General features: G+C 43.2%; 15 protein-coding genes. 6 read left to right on the forward strand and 9 right to left on the reverse strand.

Features of this window, described 5'->3' with window-relative positions:
• Positions 1-29: 29 nt before the first annotated feature.
• Positions 30-632, forward strand: coding sequence for a thioredoxin family protein (locus tag HDF25_RS09525; protein ID WP_184624510.1), 603 nt, complete (start codon positions 30-32; stop codon positions 630-632).
• Here HDF25_RS09525 and HDF25_RS09530 read toward each other — a convergent pair.
• From HDF25_RS09530 to dcd, 5 genes are all read right to left on the reverse strand, one after another.
• Positions 629-910, reverse strand: coding sequence for an ATP-dependent Clp protease adaptor ClpS (locus tag HDF25_RS09530; protein WP_184624511.1), 282 nt, complete (start codon positions 908-910; stop codon positions 629-631). The genes HDF25_RS09525 and HDF25_RS09530 overlap by 4 nt on opposite strands.
• A 66-nt stretch (positions 911-976) precedes the next feature.
• Entirely contained in the window at positions 977-1,852 is an 876-nt protein-coding gene (locus HDF25_RS09535; protein WP_184624512.1) for an SDR family oxidoreductase, read from the reverse strand.
• A 3-nt stretch (positions 1,853-1,855) separates the two neighbouring features.
• Entirely contained in the window at positions 1,856-2,617 is a 762-nt protein-coding gene (locus HDF25_RS09540; RefSeq protein WP_184624513.1) for an enoyl-CoA hydratase/isomerase family protein, read from the reverse strand.
• Positions 2,618-2,624: 7 nt separating this feature from the next.
• Positions 2,625-5,318, reverse strand: a complete 2,694-nt coding sequence (locus tag HDF25_RS09545) for a TonB-dependent receptor (protein ID WP_184624514.1) — start codon at positions 5,316-5,318, stop codon at positions 2,625-2,627.
• Positions 5,319-5,389: 71 nt separating this feature from the next.
• The gene (dcd, locus tag HDF25_RS09550; RefSeq protein ID WP_184624515.1) at positions 5,390-5,926 is read right to left on the reverse strand and encodes a dCTP deaminase; all 537 of its coding nucleotides are present in this window, start codon (positions 5,924-5,926) and stop codon (positions 5,390-5,392) included.
• 33 nt (positions 5,927-5,959) lie between these two features.
• On the opposite strand from dcd, the gene HDF25_RS09555 reads away from it, so the two are divergent.
• The 5 genes from HDF25_RS09555 (at position 5,960) to HDF25_RS09575 (ending at position 9,013) form a co-directional block, all read left to right on the forward strand.
• Positions 5,960-6,637, forward strand: coding sequence for a 4'-phosphopantetheinyl transferase family protein (locus HDF25_RS09555; protein WP_317618197.1), 678 nt, complete (start codon positions 5,960-5,962; stop codon positions 6,635-6,637).
• An 11-nt stretch (positions 6,638-6,648) separates the two neighbouring features.
• Positions 6,649-7,344, forward strand: a complete 696-nt coding sequence (gene lipB / locus HDF25_RS09560; RefSeq protein ID WP_184624517.1) for a lipoyl(octanoyl) transferase LipB — start codon at positions 6,649-6,651, stop codon at positions 7,342-7,344.
• Between the two features lie 79 nt (positions 7,345-7,423).
• Positions 7,424-7,900 (forward strand): DUF5684 domain-containing protein, encoded by a 477-nt coding sequence (locus tag HDF25_RS09565; protein WP_184624518.1) that lies wholly within the window; start codon positions 7,424-7,426, stop codon positions 7,898-7,900.
• Positions 7,901-7,907: 7 nt separating this feature from the next.
• Entirely contained in the window at positions 7,908-8,243 is a 336-nt protein-coding gene (locus HDF25_RS09570) for a DUF2752 domain-containing protein (protein ID WP_184624519.1), read from the forward strand.
• 59 nt (positions 8,244-8,302) lie between these two features.
• Positions 8,303-9,013 carry an SGNH/GDSL hydrolase family protein gene (locus HDF25_RS09575; protein WP_184624520.1) on the forward strand — a complete coding sequence of 237 codons (711 nt, stop codon included), beginning with the start codon at positions 8,303-8,305 and terminating at the stop codon, positions 9,011-9,013.
• A gap of 3 nt (positions 9,014-9,016) precedes the next feature.
• On the opposite strand, the gene HDF25_RS09580 is transcribed toward HDF25_RS09575, so the two are convergent.
• The 4 genes from HDF25_RS09580 to HDF25_RS09595 are packed head-to-tail and all read right to left on the reverse strand — an operon-like array spanning position 9,017 to position 17,599.
• Positions 9,017-10,444 (reverse strand): L-serine ammonia-lyase, encoded by a 1,428-nt coding sequence (locus HDF25_RS09580; RefSeq protein ID WP_184624521.1) that lies wholly within the window; start codon positions 10,442-10,444, stop codon positions 9,017-9,019.
• Positions 10,445-10,481: 37 nt separating this feature from the next.
• Positions 10,482-11,141, reverse strand: a complete 660-nt coding sequence (locus HDF25_RS09585) for an MgtC/SapB family protein (protein ID WP_184624522.1) — start codon at positions 11,139-11,141, stop codon at positions 10,482-10,484.
• A gap of 52 nt (positions 11,142-11,193) precedes the next feature.
• The gene (locus HDF25_RS09590) at positions 11,194-12,222 is read right to left on the reverse strand and encodes a PorP/SprF family type IX secretion system membrane protein (RefSeq protein ID WP_184624523.1); all 1,029 of its coding nucleotides are present in this window, start codon (positions 12,220-12,222) and stop codon (positions 11,194-11,196) included.
• Between the two features lie 7 nt (positions 12,223-12,229).
• Entirely contained in the window at positions 12,230-17,599 is a 5,370-nt protein-coding gene (locus tag HDF25_RS09595; RefSeq protein ID WP_184624524.1) for a PKD domain-containing protein, read from the reverse strand.
• Positions 17,600-17,646: the final 47 nt, after the last annotated feature.

Raw genomic sequence — 17,646 nt, forward strand, 5'->3', positions numbered from 1 at the left:
GGGGGTAACTATTTTATTACAGCGCGATTATGGGTAATTACAGTAATATTTTTGTGAATGAAGGATTAAGCTATGTCCAGTACCGGGATTTAATTGATTCTCTGCTTAAAAACGGACAGACAACAGGAGATGATCATAGTGAAGCCATGCTGCATTACAGCAAGATGAATGTGCAGCGGATGAACAGAGTAGACAAGACTGCTGTCCTCAATGAACACTTTGTACAGGCCATTAATAAATTAAATAACAAGCTATCTTTACTCGTGATTTCTGAAGGATGGTGTGGGGACGCAGCGCAGATTGTTCCGTTGTTTGATAAAATGACACAACTTGCGCCTGATAAATTCTCTTTACGTTTTGTACTCAGAGATAAAAACCTGCCTTTGATTGATGCACATCTGACTAATGGTGGCAGAGCCATCCCGGTTCTGTTGGTGCTCGATGCTCAGGGAGAACTCCTGGCGAAATGGGGGCCGAGACCTGAGGTGCTTCAACACCTTTTAGGAGAATGGAAAATGGAAATCTCTGATATGTTTGAACTTGCAGAGCGGCTGCATCTGTGGTATGCCAGGGACAGAACCCAGACAACCCAGGAAGAATTAGCTGTACTGTTTAATAACCTCGAAGGTTAATCCACAGTTACAGTTAATCCTTCCTGCTGAAGTATTTTCCGGTAAACTTCCATTTCGGTGAAAGAACCTTCCAATACTGCACATTTGCCTTTATTATGTACTTCCCAGGCAATTTTCTCTGCCTGAGAGTCTGTATAGTCAAGATATTTTGTCATACAAAAGATCACATGGTCAAAGGTATTTACATCATCATTCCATAAAATGAGCCTGTGGGAGGTTTTAAGAGAGGTTAAGATCTCTTCCAGCGTAAATGTTTCTTCTTTTGTTTGTGTTGACATGATACAAAAATAAGCTATTATTAAAAATAATTCAGCTTTAAAATTATTTTTGCTGAAAGGGTTTGATTAGCTGCCCTTAGCCGATCTGGTCATTTGCTCAAAAGCATCCCACATCTCTGTAGGAATAGCTTCCAGACCATTAAATTGTCCGGCTCCCTGTAGCCATTCACCTCCGTCAATGCTAATTACCTCGCCGTTGATATAGCCAGAAAAATCACTCACTAAAAATGCTGCAAGGTTCGCCAGTTCCTGATGTTCACCCACACGTTTCAGTGGAACACGGTTTTTAAAATCAAATTTTTCTGCCAGGTCTCCCGGAAGTAAACGTTCCCATGCCCCTTTAGTTGGAAAAGGTCCCGGCGCAATGGCATTCGTCCTGATCCCATATTTTCCCCATTCTACCGCAAGAGAGCGTGTCATTGCTAAAACCCCTCCTTTAGCACAGGCTGAGGGCACGACAAAGGCAGATCCTGTGAAAGCATAAGTAGTGACAATATTTAAAATGCTGGCAGCCTGTTTTTCCTTGATCCAGTGTTTGCCAAATGCCAGTGTACAGTTTACCGATCCTTTTAAAACGATGTCAATTACCGTAGAAAAAGCATTCGCCGACAGACGTTCCGTCGGAGAGATGAAATTTCCTGCTGCGTTGTTCAGCAGACTGTCCACCCTGCCAAAAGTTTTGAGTGTTTCGGCCAATACATGTTCGACCTGCTCATAGTCACGGACATCGCAGGTTACTGCAAGTACCTTTCCACCTGTTTCTTTTTCCAGTTCTTCGGCAGTTTTTTGCAATACATCAGCTTTTCTGCTCGTGATCACTAAATTTGCACCCAATTTCAGGAAGTAAGTACCCATAGCTTTACCCAAACCGGTACCGCCTCCGGTAACTACAATTGTTTTGCCCTTTAAAGCATCATCTCTTAACATCGGTTGATTGTACATAACTTATTTCTTTTGAAGGTTATCAATAATCATTTTCAAAATATTTCTGGTAGCCGGCGACCACCATTGAGCGAGCATAACTTCAAGTGTTTCCGTCTGATCAGCAGCTGTTCCGGCGATCAGTTCCTTGCGGATATTCAATTTACTCTGTTGCCAGGTATTCGGTTCCAGCGCCATGTATTTTCTTATCCTGCGTTCAGCAGCAGTCATAATACTATCCGGATTAACCAGTTCGTCAACCAGGCCAATATTTAAAGCTTCTTCCGGACTAAACAGTTTACCTTCCAGTAAACTTCTTGTCGCATTACCTTTACCTAACCAGAAGGCGTACAGGTCAAAAATACTTTGCGGTACAATGATCCCTACAGGAACTTCATTCAGTCCGATGATATATTTCCCTTCGGCCATAACCCTGGCATCACAGGCCAGCGCAATAACACATCCGCCAGCAGGGGAGTGACCATTGATTGCAGCCACCAGTGGTTTTTTAAAAGCAGTGATTTTAGCTGTGAAATCCAGGAACAGGTGCCAGAAAGATTTGATCTCTTCTTCATTATAACCAAAGAGCTCGATCAGGTCCAGTCCGGCTGAAAAGAAGTGCTCTCTTCCTGTAATGATCACTCCGCCAATATTGTCATCATTGGAGATATTATGCAGTATATCATTCAGCTCGGTGATCATTTCCCTGTTCAGGGCATTAGACTTTCCGCGGTTTAGTGTGATCAGTGCTAAACGATCTTTGATGGTCACATTTATGGTATTCATATCTTTTTTATTTTACGTCGTAAGTAAATACTTTTCTGGCCAGATGGCCTTCAACATTGATTCCTTCTATAACAACTCTATAAGTGCCCGGTTCGTCTGTATTGTAGAAATTAAATTTACCAGACCCATTAGCATCTGTGATCAGATGAGGGTTCCAGTACACGGTAGTTCGCAGATCTGCTGCCCTGATTGCCTGCCCGGTATCATATTTAGGAGAGTAAAACTGTCGTACAGGATAATACCCGGAAGCCGTAGTAGTGATAATTCCGGGTGCATATCTTGTAATGGCGGCTCCTCCACCTCTTTTAGTGGTAATGACGAGTATTCCCCCGCCTCCGCGCATGCCATATATTGCAGTATTACCAATGCTTTTCAGAACCTCTATAGTTTCCACATCCATTGGTTGTATATTGTCCAGAAAATCATCCCCGACATTTGTTCCGTCTATAATGATCTGCATCGGGGTACCATTATTCCTCAACAAGTATGCTTTTCCGTCACGGATACTTAAACCTGCTACCCTGCCTTGGAGACACTGGGATAAGTTAATACAATAAGACAGGTCAGAGGCTTTGAGAATAAAGTCTGCATGTCCGGCCCCATTTAAATTGGCTGAATTCTTTGCCTGGATTTTCTTTTGCGTAATATTTACCTGGTCAAGCGTGAAACTACGTTCCAGTAAACCTCTTTTCATCAGGTCATTAAAATAACCTTCACTTTTCAGGATATAACCTTGTATAGCCTCATTGACATTAACCTCAATATCGCCAGTATTTTTATTTTTAGTAACGATCTGTCCGGCAACCTGATCCAGTTTGATCTCCACAAATTTCTTGTCTTTCGCATTGCGGGCCTGAACAATAAACTTTGTACTATCCCCAAAAGCCAGGTTATCAAAATTAAAGCGGCCTTTGTCATCAGTTAAGGTATCAATCATAAAGAAACCACCGGCACTTGAAAATAGAGAAACCTTACCTTTTACTATTGGTTTTCCACCCGGGGTGGTGACCATGCCACTGATCTTTAAAGATTTTTCGGCCTGAAATACAGGTGGTTGCGCGGCAGTATTTCCCATGATGTCTTTCCACAATAACCTGCTCCAGCCTTGCGTCAGCATCAATAGCTCTAAATTCTCCCGTGTTTCCTTCGTATTATCCCTGAAATATTGGTTGGGTTTTTCGATATATCCCTTTAAATCAGCAGTCAGTAATAAAGAAGTCAGGATATTACTCTCATTGTCAGGATCAGGGGTAACAATATTAGAATTGGTAACTGCAATAGAAAAGCTGCCGATACTGGGTTTCCCTCCGTCAGTAGCCCTGAACTCCAAAGGCACATTTTGTCTTATGCCGTAAGAATCTTTCAGGTTCTGTACATTCAGCTCTATTTGTTCAACGGGATTAGTGACAAAAGCCAGGCGTTCACAAACCGGAATATTTTCCGTATTAAATAAAGTGAAATGGATGATACCCGAAGGCAGGTCTTTTTTATTCAGTGAAAATGTGGTCAGTTGTTTTGAGGTATTTGTTTTTAATACCGAGAGAACAGTATTATTATGCTGGATAACCAATTTCAGCTCTCCTTTATTTAACAAAGATTCACTGACAATCAATTTCGCATTGAGTTTAGTCGTATCCGTATTATTTACTGTCAGCACATAACCCGCAGGCAATACCTGGGGTAAGGCAACGGTCTGCGCTGAACCATCTTTTAACTTAATTCTGGCGGTATAACTTTTACCAGGCTGTGGATTTAAGATCAAACTACCCATTCCCTGATGAGTTGTGCTGAAAGAAAGAATTTCTGCGTTATCATTGTCCATTATAGTCCCTGTAACATCTTCTCCCAGGCCGGACGAATTAATAGCTTTGATACCAATCCTTGAAGGAAGTTCCTGAACGAGGTTTCCGCTTTCAGGGAAAAACTGGACAGAAACAGCAGATGACAGTGTCTTAACCGGAATAGTTTTAACTACCTTTTCTTTGCTGGCTAAAGTTAGTGTGGCAGTGATCTGTCCTTTGATCAGCGGAGTTTTTTTAGGATTATTAAAAGAAAGGCTAACCTCGCCCTGTGCGTTGGTTGTCGCTTTTCCTCTTTCTACCGTTTTATCATTCAGCTGCACACTATAAGCAACAGGAAGGTTTGCATAAGGATTTCCCTGTTTGTCTTTGAATGTAATTGCAGCATTTACATTTTCTTCATTATCTTTTTTGTTGTATGTATAATTGGTATTGACTAAAACTTTGTTTGACCAGGCATTGCCTATTTTAATCGTTTTATCATAGAAATAATCAGGACCGGCATTTCTCATCCATTGCGTATAAGCCCTGATCCTGTAATTTCCCTCGGCTAGCGTATCCGCTAATTTGAAATCACCCCAGCTCAGACCGGATTCCAGCGGAAGTTTAATCTGTTTCTTGACAGAGTCATTTTCATTAATCAGTTCTACATATAAAATGTTACTGATTTTGGAAAGTTCATCAGTCCGGCCGTCGGTCACATAGGCTTTAAACCAGATATTATCCCCGATTGCATAATACGGTTTGTCCAGATGCAGATGGACTTTTTCCACCGGGTGATCGTTACTATAATCAGTAAGTTTTTTCAGAAGGGCCTCGAAAGGGTCATCTGCTAAGCGGAATGCGAAAAAAGAAGCACATGCCAGTAGCAGGACAGATACATACAGTAATTTGGTTTTCATAAATATAGCAAAAGAATAGAGCCTCAATATAGGGATATTGAGGCTCAAATGCTATATCAATTCATGCAATTTTAAAAGCTGTTCTTCCACATCATGCTCTCTACAGGCTTGGTAGTTTTGTTGCTATATTTTGCATCGTCTTTTGCGTTGTACATTTTCTCAATATCTCCTTCTACTGCAAAATAGATCAATTGTCCGATAGGCATACCTGCATAAATCCTTACAGGCTGTGCACACGAAATTTCCAGTGTCCAGGTATTGCAAAAGCCTACATCCCCTTTTCCGGCCGTAGCGTGGATATCGATTCCTAAACGTCCGGTACTTGATTTTCCTTCAAGGAAAGGAACATGGGCATGCGTCTCCGTATATTCAAGTGTTACGCCCAGATATAAAGTACCCGGCTGTAAAACAAAACCATCTTTAGGGATTTCAAAATGCTGAATTTTATTATGCGCTTTGGCGTCAAGTACCCTGTCAGTATAGGTTGCCAGGTATTTCCCAAGATGAACATCGTAGGAATTTGTGCCTAAACAGTTGGGGTTAAAGGGCTCAATAATTATTGTTCCCCTGTCAATTTCTTCTAGAATACGCTTATCGGAAAGTATCATTTGTAATAGCTCGTAAAGTCTTTGGGCGAAATTATGATTAATTTAAGATACTTTTGCATTGATTTTTTAAATACGATGCCTGTAATCTATAATAAAGATGTTGACGATCAGACTACACTTGCGGTGTGGAAAATCGAAGAACGGGAAGAAGACCTGATCTCCGGCCTGCAGTTAAAGGCTCATGAGCTTGATTTTCTGGCTACCCTGAATAATGGTAAACGCCTGCTGCACTGGCTGAGTACCAGGTTGCTTTTACGGACGATGCTGAATACAGCAGATTATATCGACTGCCGGATGGACGAACATGGGAAACCTTATCTGGTTAATTCTGCTTCCAGTATTTCGCTGAGTCATTCTTTTGATTACGCCGCTGTAATGATCAGCAAAAACAGAGCGGTAGGGGTAGATATTGAACTGATCAAGCCCAAGATCCATCGTATCAGCCATAAGTTCCTGTCAGCACCCGAACTGGCCCATGTCAAAGACGATACCGATGCATTGTATGCTTGCTGGTGTGTAAAAGAAGCTATTTATAAATGGTATGGTAAAAAAGGACTGGAATTCAGAAGGGACATCCATATACAGCCATTTGATCTGAAAGAAGAAGGATCGCTGACGGCCAGCGTGGATTTGCCTGAGGGAACAAAAAGCCTGGAGGCCAATTATTTTAAAACGGCAGATGGGTATATGTTAGGTTACGTAGTTGCTTAATTTGAATAGAAATGAATAAAAAAGTAAAATTTGTTGATTGGGGGTTAGTGGATTATCAGGAGGCATGGAACAGTCAGGAACTTATTTTTAAGGATACTATTGCTATTAAAACAAGTAACCGTACGAATGAAACAACCGAAGAAACACCAAATTTCCTCGTGTTCTGTGAACATCCGCATGTTTATACTCTGGGGAAAAGTGGTCATCAGGAATATCTTTTACTGGATGAAAAAGGACTGGAAGAAAAACATGCTACATTTTATAAAACTAACAGGGGCGGGGATATTACCTATCACGGGCCTGGTCAGATAGTGGGTTATCCTATCCTTGACCTGGATAATTTTTTTACCGATATCCATTTATATCTGAGAACGCTTGAAGAAGCGGTGATCCTGACTTTAAATGATTATGGGATTGCTGCGGGCAGATATCCGGGATTTACCGGTGTGTGGCTCGATGCAGATAACGAAAAAGCCAGGAAAATATGTGCTTTAGGCGTACGTTGCAGCCGGTGGGTCACTATGCATGGCTTTGCCTTTAACGTAAATGCAGACCTGGATTATTTTAAAAATATAATTCCCTGTGGGATAGATGATAAGGATGTAACCTCTATGCAGCGTGAGCTTGGTCACGAATTAAAATTGTCTGAAGTGAAAAATGTGCTCAAAAAACATATTGCTGCTTTATTTCAAATGGATCTACGTTAAGTAATTGTTATCCAATTAATTTTTCTAAAACAAATAATTTATTTTTTCCTTATCTTACCATAAACTAAAAAAATAAATTATGGATTATAACTCTTCAGCATCTTCTGCAGTATCAGCCGGCGTAGGCATATTCGGAGGAACAATGTATCTGGTTTTTATCGTACTGGCTGTAGCTGGTATGTGGAAAACCTTTGAGAAAGCCGGAAAACCGGGATGGGCAGCCATCATACCAATTTACAATCTGATTATCATATTGGAGATTATCGGCAAACCTACCATCTGGATTTTATGGTTAATCCTTCCATGTACGAACATCGTTTTTTATATCTGGTCTCTTAACCTTCTGGCTAAAAGTTTTGGTAAAACCGAAGGATTTACTGTTGGGCTGGTAATTCTGCCATTTATATTTTATCCTTTATTAGGATTTACCGATGCCAGGTACCTTGGCCCATCTGCTAGAGAAGCACAAGGTTTTGGCCCGAATAACCCATTCGGACAAAATAACCCTTTTGGCAACAATCCTTTTAATCAACCTCCGACTCCACCAGAGGCTTAAATTTAGTATGCCTAAAATATTTATATTATCCGCTTTCTCTTTTTTACTGGAGAAAGCGGATCATTATCTGCTTCCCTGTCCTTTTAAGTATCTTACCGGTTATGATTGTCCCGGCTGTGGTTTCCAGCGTTCTTTACTGGCCTTACTCAAAGGAAATTTTCAGGAAAGTTTTCATTTGTATCCCCCGACAGTTCCTATCCTGCTGACCCTGATCATTGGTCTGTCCGCCAACTATTTCTGGGGGTCGAAAAGTAAAATACTGATTAATGTGCTGTTTATGATTACAGGATCAATCATTATGATCAGTTATCTGTTTAAAATTTTTACGCCTGTTGTTCATTGAGAACTCCTGAAATCAGTAACTTCAACATCCAATAACTCATTATTCCCGTAGATTTCTAAATGAAGTTAACGACAATTTTTGTCTTGCTGATTTTTCTGCTGGGATGTGAAAAAAGCACAATGAATGGCATGAATAACACTAACATACCCCCAGTAAAGACAAAGCAACTGACCTACCTGGCTCTTGGAGATTCCTATACGATCGGAGAAGCAGTAAGCCAGGATCAGAGTTTCCCTTACCAGCTGAGTGCAGGTTTGAGTAAACAAGGATTAAATGTAGCTGTGCCTGAAATTATAGCCAAAACAGGATGGACTACAGACGAGTTGCAAGCGGCTATAAAGGCTGAAGGCCTGAGTGCAAAATTTGACTTTGTCACCTTACTCATTGGCGTGAATAATCAATACAGGGGATACCCGATAGATACCTACCGTACAGAGTTCCGGGAACTGCTACAAACTGCGATCTCTTTTGCCGGGGGAGATAAAACACATGTATTTGTAGTCTCTATACCAGATTGGGGAGCCACGCCATTTGGTAAACAAAGCGGAAGAGACCTCGGTGCCACCTCCAGTGAAATTGATGCATTTAATGCTGTGGGTAAAGAGGAAGCACTAGATGCCGGAGCCAGCTTCACAGATATTACCCCTGGTTCAAGAGATGCATCAGCTAACCCTTTACTGGTTGCTTCTGACGGGCTCCATCCTTCGGGAAATATGTATAAAAACTGGGCAAATAACCTTATTCCGGTCGTTATTTCGAGTTTTAAATAAGGATTAACATTCAGGTAAGCTGATCGGGATATTAGTCGCCAGTCCGCCGTCCGAAGTTTCTTTATATTTAGAATTCATATCCAGTGCGGTTTCCCACATGGTGTTGACAACTGCACCCAAACTTACTTTTGCTTTATCCGGGTTACTCTGAAGCGCCAGCTGACTTGCAGTGATCGCTTTAATCGCGCCCATTGTGTTCCTTTCAATACAAGGGATCTGAACCAGTCCACCGATAGGGTCACAGGTTAAGCCTAAATGATGTTCCATAGCTATTTCTGCGGCCATCATTACTTGTCGCTGAGAACCGCCCATACATTCAGTTAATGCTGCGGCAGCCATTGCAGAAGATACGCCGATTTCAGCCTGACAGCCACCCATCGCGGCAGATATAGTTGCCCCTTTTTTGAAAATACTTCCGATTTCAGAAGCGCAGGCTATAAATTGTATGATTTTTGCTTCATGGAAACCATCGCAGAAAGCAATATAGTATTGCAGTACAGCTGGGATAACCCCTGCTGCTCCATTGGTAGGTGCTGTAACTACCCGGCCGAATGAAGCATTCTCTTCATTGACTGCCAAAGCAAAACAACTTACCCAGTCGAGCGTATAGTTAAAACTGTTTCCGCCAGCCCGGATTGCTTCAATCCAGCTTTCATAATCTGTATAGGGCCTGTCGGCAATTAATTTTTTATTTAGTGAAGCAGCCCTGCGGCCAACGTTTAATCCGCCTGGTAAAAAGCCCCCTGTATGACAGCCACGGAAAGTACATTCTTTCATAACTTTGAAATGCTCGAGGATCCCGCGTTTGGTCTCTGCTTCCGGACGCCACATCAGTTCATTTTCCATGACTACTTCAGAGACTTTCAGGCCTGTAGTCAGACACCAGTGTAACAGGTCTCCTGCAACCTCAACAGGAAAGGGTAGTTCCACCTGTTCTTTATCTCCTCCGTTTTCGCCTTCTTTTACGACGAAGCCGCCACCGATAGAGTAATACGTTTCAGAAAATGCTTTACCATTATTCAGGAATGCCTGAAAGGTAACAGCATTGGGATGGAAAGGCAGGCTTTCATTAAATAAGAAAATGAGGTCCTCTGTATAGCTGAAAGTTATAGGACGGATGCCACCCAGTAATAAATGTTGTTCTGTTTTAATTGATTCGATGGTAGAGTCAATGGCATTGACATCAAATGTGACTGGGTCAGCTCCTACCATTCCTAACAGAATAGCGATGTCAGTACCGTGGCCATGACCAGTTTTTGCAAGAGAACCATATAACAATATTTTTATTTGTTCCACCTCATTCAATAAATGGTGACTGTTTAAGGAAGCGGTAAACTGTTGGGCGGCTCTCCATGGTCCGAGAGTATGTGAACTTGACGGGCCTATCCCAATTTTAAAAATATCAAATACGGAGATTTGTTCTCTATGCATAATGCAAAGCTAAATAGTTATGATGAATAAAGGGAGGTTAAAACTGAAATTCGAGGATTTTTTCATCCTGAAGGATGTGATCGACAAATAATTTATGATTTTCAGGGCTGCCAACGGCTGTCCAGCTACCGCTGATAATTCCATCCGACAGCTTTTGCTGTCCGCGGTTTAACTTTAAGCCAGCTACTTTGAAGTGTTCTTCATAATCGTCCAGTCCTTCGTTTTCATATTTTTTGACGATTTTGTATTCCCTTGAGGTGGATCTGTTCTGTACCATTTCTTCGACATAAGGAAAGAAAATAAGGGCTAGCAAAACCACAATCGTGACCCCGATAGACTGCTCTGTATAACCAGCTCCAACAGCCATACCAATAGCGGCAACAATCCAGATCACACAGGCTGTGGTTAAACCTTTAATCCGGTTATCTTCTTTGAAAATGACACCAGCCCCAAGGAAACCTATACCTGTCACAATGTTAGACGCGATCCGGTCGGGGGTGCCCGCAGAACCAATTTTAATAGATAAAATAGTGAATAAGGTAGAACCCAGACCAATCATAATCATGGTTTTCAATCCTGCCTGTTTAGCCCTTAACTCACGTTCTGTTCCAATGAGCCCGCAGAGTACTATAGTAAGTAAAAATTTATATACTTCACTCTGGGTAATAAAGTGACTGCCTTCAATTAATTGTTCCATTCTCATCAAAAAGATAAATATACTGAAAGAATATCAGAGTCTTTATCCTGTACTAGTAGAAGTCATAACACCTCAGCCCATTAAATTTGTTATAACTGGAGCTGTTTTGAAAATACTTCTGATATCCGACGCTAGCTTCTGTAGTCCCGTTGGTATTAGTGTAATTGATTTTTGAGATGGTCACATCATGACTGATCCCGAACCTGAGTTTTTCCCCGTTCCGGTAACCGGTGAAGATGTCAAAGATCAATGAGACTACAAAAGCATCGGGGCCGCCTTCCCCTGCAGTCCGGTACCAGAGCCCTGCATTTACCCCTTTGCGTTTATATTGTGCCCCGGCACTCATAGAGGATACATTGCCCTGCTTGTAATAAACGATAGATGGAATCAGGTAAGAGCCTTCGTCCACACCATAGGTATAACTTTGTGTCAGCGGAACCCGGTAACTGGCATTACCTGTAATCAGCATAGGTAATTTAGCCTGGGCGCCGCTAAAAGATTCGTCCGGCTGATTAATATGATGCAGCGCGATACCACCCATAAAGTTCCGGAAGACCAGGTTTATACCTCCGCCCGGATCAAAGTAAAATTTTTGGGACTGGGCAGGAGGTTCGGCCGAGCTTACACTACCGGGGATATAACCCAGGCGGTTATCTATCTGGTCTGAGAAAACCAGTTTGCTCCAGTCGATCTGTCTGTTGGTGAATCCGGCCTGAATGCCAAAAGACAGCACAAAATTATCACCCCCGACGCTATAGGAATAAGTAGCTGCGACATTGTTTTTCAACAGATAGGCGGTCCCTTCAGTACTGCGGTTAAATTGCAGGCCTAAACCACCTTCCAGACGCGGGATGTTCAGGTCGGCCGAGGCATGAAGATAAGAAAGGGTACCGCTAAGTCCTGTCCATTGGTTCCGGTAAATCATATTCACCCTGAAATCCCCGTCGAACTGTCCGGTCAGAGAGGGGTTAAGATATAATGGGGCATTGAAAAACTGAGAATAAATATGATCCTGGGCGTGTAAATAGGCCGGACCGATGGAAATGCTCAGGAATAATATACATTTTAAAAATTGCTTCATTTTCCAATTATCTAATCAGGTGGATAACTCCGGTTCTTTTCGGTGCAGAAGTACCATAACTCATGCCTTTCCATTCCGTACCATTAATAAATTCAACTTCAACTTTCCAGAAATAGACATCCTGCGGGACGGGGACACCGTTTAAAATACCATCCCAGCCCTCGGCCGGACTGCCGTCATCCAGTTTAGTTGTTTCATAAAGATCCTGTCCCCATTTATTGAAAATGCTCATTTTCCAGCTTTTGATACCCGAACCTTTAGCTTTGAAGACCCTGAGTTCGGGTGTCTGGCTTCCAGGCATAAAAGAATTAGGGAGATACAGATAACCAGGTACGCCTACTATAGTCACCTTTTTAAAAGTGGTTGTAAAACATCCCTGCTGATTGGTGACTTTCAGGGTCACGACATAGGTTCCTGTGTCAGGATAAGTATGTTTAGGGCTTTGCAGGGAAGAAGAAGACTTATCGCCAAAATCCCAGCTCCAGATTGCAGGACTTCCGGTACTCTGGTCCTGGAACTGGAAGGTATAATCAGGAATATTGATCAGCGTAGAGGGAGATACACTGAACTGGGCAACTGGCGGAGGAACAATATGAATATATTGATTCATAGAGACCGAATTGGTGCAGCCCAGACTATTTGTTCCCTGCAAGGTAACCGTGTAAAACTCCTGACTGCCATCAAAAATATGCTTCGGTTCAAATTCGGCAGAGGTAGTCCCGTCTCCGAAATCCCATAAATAACCAACACCTCCGGTACTGGTGTTTTTAAATTGTACCGGTAAGCCAGGACACCCCAGGGTAACATCAGCGCTAAAGGCTATAGACGGCTGAGGAAGGACCTGGATCGTTTCGGTGGCTGTTGTGTCAGAGCAGCTGTTTGATGCGGTCAGCGTTACTGTAAAGGTGCCTGCGGTGGTGAAAGTATGGGTGACAACCTCTGGTGCAGTTCTGGTAACCATGGTACTTCCATCACCAAAATCATATTTAAAGGAGCCTGCCCCCTTACTGTTGTTGTAAAAATTGACTTTAAGCGGCGCGCAGCCCTGTTTTTCCGGTGCATTAACCACTAATTCCGGCAGGATCGTGTTTGGTGAGACCTGGATGGTATAAGAACTCTCGTCTCTGCCGCAGTCATTCTGCGCGACCATCTTGACGACATAATTTTGGACTGCTCCTGTCGTATAAGTATGCTGTACGCTGGATTTATCTGTCTTTGTTAACAATGTCCCATCCCCGAAATCATAGTAATAAGTATCAGCAGTTCCGGGAGAAGTATTGGTAAAAGTGACCTTCATTGGCGAGCAGCCGACTGTTTTATCCGGAGAAAAAACTGAGATTGGTTTTGCTTTAACCAGCACACCCGAGGTAATTATAGTCTTCCCGCAGGTCGTTGTTGCTGTCAGAGAGACGTTATAGGTTGTATCCCTGCCCAGTGGGTTTGGCTGAAAGGTTATCGGGCCAGGCATGATCAGAGAAGAAGTGGTCCCATTCCCGAAATCCCATTTAAAAGTTGCATTCGTTAAAGAACTGGAAGTATTGATAAAACTGACTGTCAGTGGTCCGCATCCCTGTAAAATGTTTTGTGTAAATGCAGGGACTACATTATCAACGGTGGTGAAAGTGTGACTGAATTCATCCGATGAACAACCCTGACTGCTGGTTGTAACCAGCTTAATGACTACACTGGCATTACTGGTTTTAATCGTATATCCCGGAAAATTAACTCCTGTGCCAATTTGTACGCCATCTGCATACCAGGTATAAATATCATTTCGGTCTGGATAAGGGACTGCTTTTACATCCAGTACTAATGGAACACAGCCCTGATCAGTACTATAAGTATAGTTGGCTTTTGCATTTGGTTTAACAGTTATGGTGACAGCCGGGCTGATATTTTGTAAAGCTCCGCTGCAAGCCTGCGTACTGACCAGGCGCCTGTAATAAGTTGTTGTGTTCAGCGCAGGTGGTGTATAACCAGAAAAGACAGCAGCGCTGATATCTGTCCAGTTTGTATTGTCGGGGCTGTTTTGCCATTGATAGCTATATTGACCATCACCTCCTGTAGGGGTGCTGCCAGTTAAAGGATTAGGGATTAAACCAGCACAGATGGTCTGCGCAGCAGCAATTGTATTATTATCAATGGGTGGTTGGGCTGTAATGCCGATAAGGTTACTTAACTGCGTACAGCTGTTACTGATGACTGTCCTTCTGAAAACCTGATTGGCCAGCATTTTAAAACTCAGATCTTTGGCTGTCTGTCCACTGACTGCGGTCCAGGTAGTCCCATTGTCTGTACTACTTTCCCAGAGATAAATGTAGTTGCCATCACCGCCGGTAGGGGTGCTGCCAGTAACTGTGATGGTTTGCCCGTAGCAAACTACTGGTGTGGTATTACTGATGGTGTTGGTTACAGGTAGTAAATCTGTAATCGTCAGATCGGCAGTTGTAGGGGCACAGGTCGCGGCTCCTTTGATCATCCATCTCAATATATAATTTTGTCCTGCTGTCAATCCTGTTACTGTACTTGCCGGGTTTGCCGGATCAGTGACAGTCGCGGTCCCCGAAACTACAGACCATTGGCCGGTTTCGCCCGCTTTAGGTGAATTCGCGCTGAGTACTGTCTGGCTTTGCGCGCATAATGTCTGAGCCGGTCCGGCATTTGCAATAGTAATCGCAGAGCCGACACTCACTGTTGCTACTACCGGCGTACCAGTACAACCCGTTGCAGAGACAGGGGTTATCGTATAACTTACAGTTCCCTGTACTGCACTATTGTTTAGCAAAATATCATTGATAGCGGTCACTGCAACCGGCGTTGCCTGATTGGTATTTCCTGTTATACCCGCCGGGGCTGTACTTGTCCAGGTATATTGTGTATTGGTTATTGTTGAAGCTAAAGTTATTCCGGCCGGCTCATTGCCGCAGATCACCGGTTGGGCTGTAGTCGCTGTTAATACAGGTATTGGTGTAACCGTAGCTGTAAAAGTAAAAGGAGTGCCATCACAACCATTACTTTTAGGTGTAATAGTATAAATGACCACAGCATTTGCAGTAGTACTGCTATTGGTGAGGGTTTGATTGATCTCACCGGTTCCTGCTGCGGTGTAACCGGTTGCCAGTCCATCTGTATTGACAGCTGTCCAGCTGAAAGTACTTCCGGTTACGCTGGAAACAGGGCTGTAAAATGCCTTTTGGCCAGAGCAGATATTTTGCGTGGTATTTGTTCCTGTATTGGCCGGCAGAATCTGAACTACTGCGGTGGTTTGCACCTGGGCACAGTTGCCTGTAAGGCCCGTGTTTACCTGTAGTAAGATTGTTGTACTACCTGCATTTCTCTCGGCAGCCGAAGGTGTATAAGTTGTTGTTAAACTGCCAGGAGCTGAGAATGTCCCCCCATTGCCAGACCATATAAAAGAAGTATAAGTCCCATTGGTTATAGTCCCCTGTAAATTTACTGTTGCCTGATTACAGATCGGATTAGGGTCAACGGTTATTTTAGGGATGGGAGAAGGTGAAAAAGTGATTTTTTGCGTCTTTACTACAGTATTACAGTTGTTCTGATGCGTAAGTGTTATGGTATAGGTTGCATAATCCGTGAAATTAATCGTTGGATACTTGGTGTTCTGATTGTCAGGAGCGACAAAGGAAAACGGGCCACCTGTCACATCCCATTTATAGGTTCCCGCTATTTCATCCGAAGTTCCGCTCAGCGTTGTCTGCGTCGGGCCAGCTGCAGAATTAAAAGTCAGGTTTCCTGTAGCACACAGGTTGACATCGGGAGATAAAGTGGCGGTCGGATCTGTGTTGACTACAACCCGTTGCGCAGCACTGGTCACAGCACATGTTCCCGATTGAACAGTCAGTGTAATATTATAGATCCCCGGCTGAGTGAATTTAAATTGCGGTGCAGGACTGTTTGGACTAAAAGTAACCCCGGTTGAAGGCGTGACTGCCCAGGTATAAGCAGGTGTAGCCGCCGAACAGGTATTGTCCAGTACAGAAGTATTGACAGTGGTTAGTGTACCCGGATTCAGGCAGATTAGCGGGGTGCTAATCGTAAAGGCAGGTTTAGGCGGATCCTGTACACAGACATTCATGGTAATATCATCGGCCTGGCAGTTTCCGTTGGTTGAGGAGGAGAGCAGTATCTGATGTGGGCCTTTGGTTGTAAAAGTATAGGATGGGTTATAACTCAGGGGCTCATTAGGTGCGATTACAGTTCCATCTACCGACCAGGTATAATAGGCTATGTTCTGCGTGCAGCCCGGAGAGTTGGCATTTGGGTTATCTCCGGTCGTAGACTGGTTTTGAAAAACGACAGGATCACCCACACATATCACAGGAGGTGCATTGAATTTATTGATGGGCCTGCCTACTACTTTAGCAGTAGTGGAAAGCGGTGTACCTATTGGGCCGCAGTAAGGGCTGTAGATCCCGACGTTAATCCCAAAAGCATTATAAGTTGTCTGGTTACCCGTGGTATAAGTTAAACCGCAAGACGATCTGGTATAAGTATGCTGTACCTTGCTGTTGTTGGTCTGGATATCACAATAAGTATATTCATTCGCATTCCCGTCTCCCCAGTCAATCCTGTAAGTATTTCCCGGAAAATTAGCCTGAATCCCCTGACTAGTGGTATTAACTGTATATTCAAAAGCACCGATAGGATAACAGACCGTATTACTGTTCGTTGTTGTGAAGGGTGTAACTGCGAGGTTGTTGATTAGGAAATAAGCATGGGTGCCTACTGTTCCATCCGGCATGACGGCTTTCACAAAAATGGTATAATGAGCCTGATCTGCGGTAAAGAGATTTGTAGTTGTAGCCGCCGAATAGGTTAAAGTAGTGACGGGTGCAGGGTTCAGTTCATTATTAAAAGTTGCGGTTACATTGGCTGATGTAGACCCGTTAGTGAAACTGAACTTGCTGTTAGGGCTGCTGTTGCAACTTCCGAAGGTAAGCGGATTGGTGCTGATCTGACTGACAGAACTCAAAGCCGCGGTTACCGGACTGCCGGCCTGAATTATAAAAGGCGCAGAGTCTGCAGGGGTCATGGCTGGATTAGTAGATTTAACTCTGACTTTATAACCAGCTCCGGCTAATGTGCCCGTGGGGATAATACCATTCACAAAAGTGGCATAGAAGCCGCTGTAGCTGCCAATGTTGAGCTCATTTCCGGCAGGGTCTACTAAATAAAGGTTATAAGAATTGCCAATTTTGATACAGCTTGTGCTGCTGGCGGTGAAGGTTGCTGCTATGGTTGAACCGGGCGTATAAGGTCCACCATCCACCATTCCAATAGTAATCTGAGCATTGGAATGAAAGGATATAATATTAAGGAAGAGAGCGAAACATACCTTTAGAGTATTCCTCATATCGTATCGTTACATCAATTTAGAGAATAGAATCCCATTTTCCAAAC

The organism is Pedobacter cryoconitis, assembly GCF_014207135.1.
Lineage (GTDB): Bacteria > Bacteroidota > Bacteroidia > Sphingobacteriales > Sphingobacteriaceae > Pedobacter > Pedobacter cryoconitis_D.

Excerpts from the sequence above, each read along its gene's own strand:
- HDF25_RS09525 (WP_184624510.1), top strand. The coding sequence starts at position 30 with ATGGGTAATTACAGTAATATTTTTGTGAATGAAGGATTAAGCTATGTC.
- HDF25_RS09530 (WP_184624511.1), bottom strand. The coding sequence starts at position 910 with ATGTCAACACAAACAAAAGAAGAAACATTTACGCTGGAAGAGATCTTA.
- HDF25_RS09535 (WP_184624512.1), bottom strand. The coding sequence starts at position 1,852 with ATGTACAATCAACCGATGTTAAGAGATGATGCTTTAAAGGGCAAAACA.
- HDF25_RS09540 (WP_184624513.1), bottom strand. The coding sequence starts at position 2,617 with ATGAATACCATAAATGTGACCATCAAAGATCGTTTAGCACTGATCACA.
- HDF25_RS09545 (WP_184624514.1), bottom strand. The coding sequence starts at position 5,318 with ATGAAAACCAAATTACTGTATGTATCTGTCCTGCTACTGGCATGTGCT.
- dcd (WP_184624515.1), bottom strand. The coding sequence starts at position 5,926 with ATGATACTTTCCGATAAGCGTATTCTAGAAGAAATTGACAGGGGAACA.
- HDF25_RS09555 (WP_317618197.1), top strand. The coding sequence starts at position 5,960 with ATGATTAATTTAAGATACTTTTGCATTGATTTTTTAAATACGATGCCT.
- lipB (WP_184624517.1), top strand. The coding sequence starts at position 6,649 with ATGAATAAAAAAGTAAAATTTGTTGATTGGGGGTTAGTGGATTATCAG.
- HDF25_RS09565 (WP_184624518.1), top strand. The coding sequence starts at position 7,424 with ATGGATTATAACTCTTCAGCATCTTCTGCAGTATCAGCCGGCGTAGGC.
- HDF25_RS09570 (WP_184624519.1), top strand. The coding sequence starts at position 7,908 with ATGCCTAAAATATTTATATTATCCGCTTTCTCTTTTTTACTGGAGAAA.
- HDF25_RS09575 (WP_184624520.1), top strand. The coding sequence starts at position 8,303 with ATGAAGTTAACGACAATTTTTGTCTTGCTGATTTTTCTGCTGGGATGT.
- HDF25_RS09580 (WP_184624521.1), bottom strand. The coding sequence starts at position 10,444 with ATGCATAGAGAACAAATCTCCGTATTTGATATTTTTAAAATTGGGATA.
- HDF25_RS09585 (WP_184624522.1), bottom strand. The coding sequence starts at position 11,141 with ATGGAACAATTAATTGAAGGCAGTCACTTTATTACCCAGAGTGAAGTA.
- HDF25_RS09590 (WP_184624523.1), bottom strand. The coding sequence starts at position 12,222 with ATGAAGCAATTTTTAAAATGTATATTATTCCTGAGCATTTCCATCGGT.
- HDF25_RS09595 (WP_184624524.1), bottom strand. The coding sequence starts at position 17,599 with ATGAGGAATACTCTAAAGGTATGTTTCGCTCTCTTCCTTAATATTATA.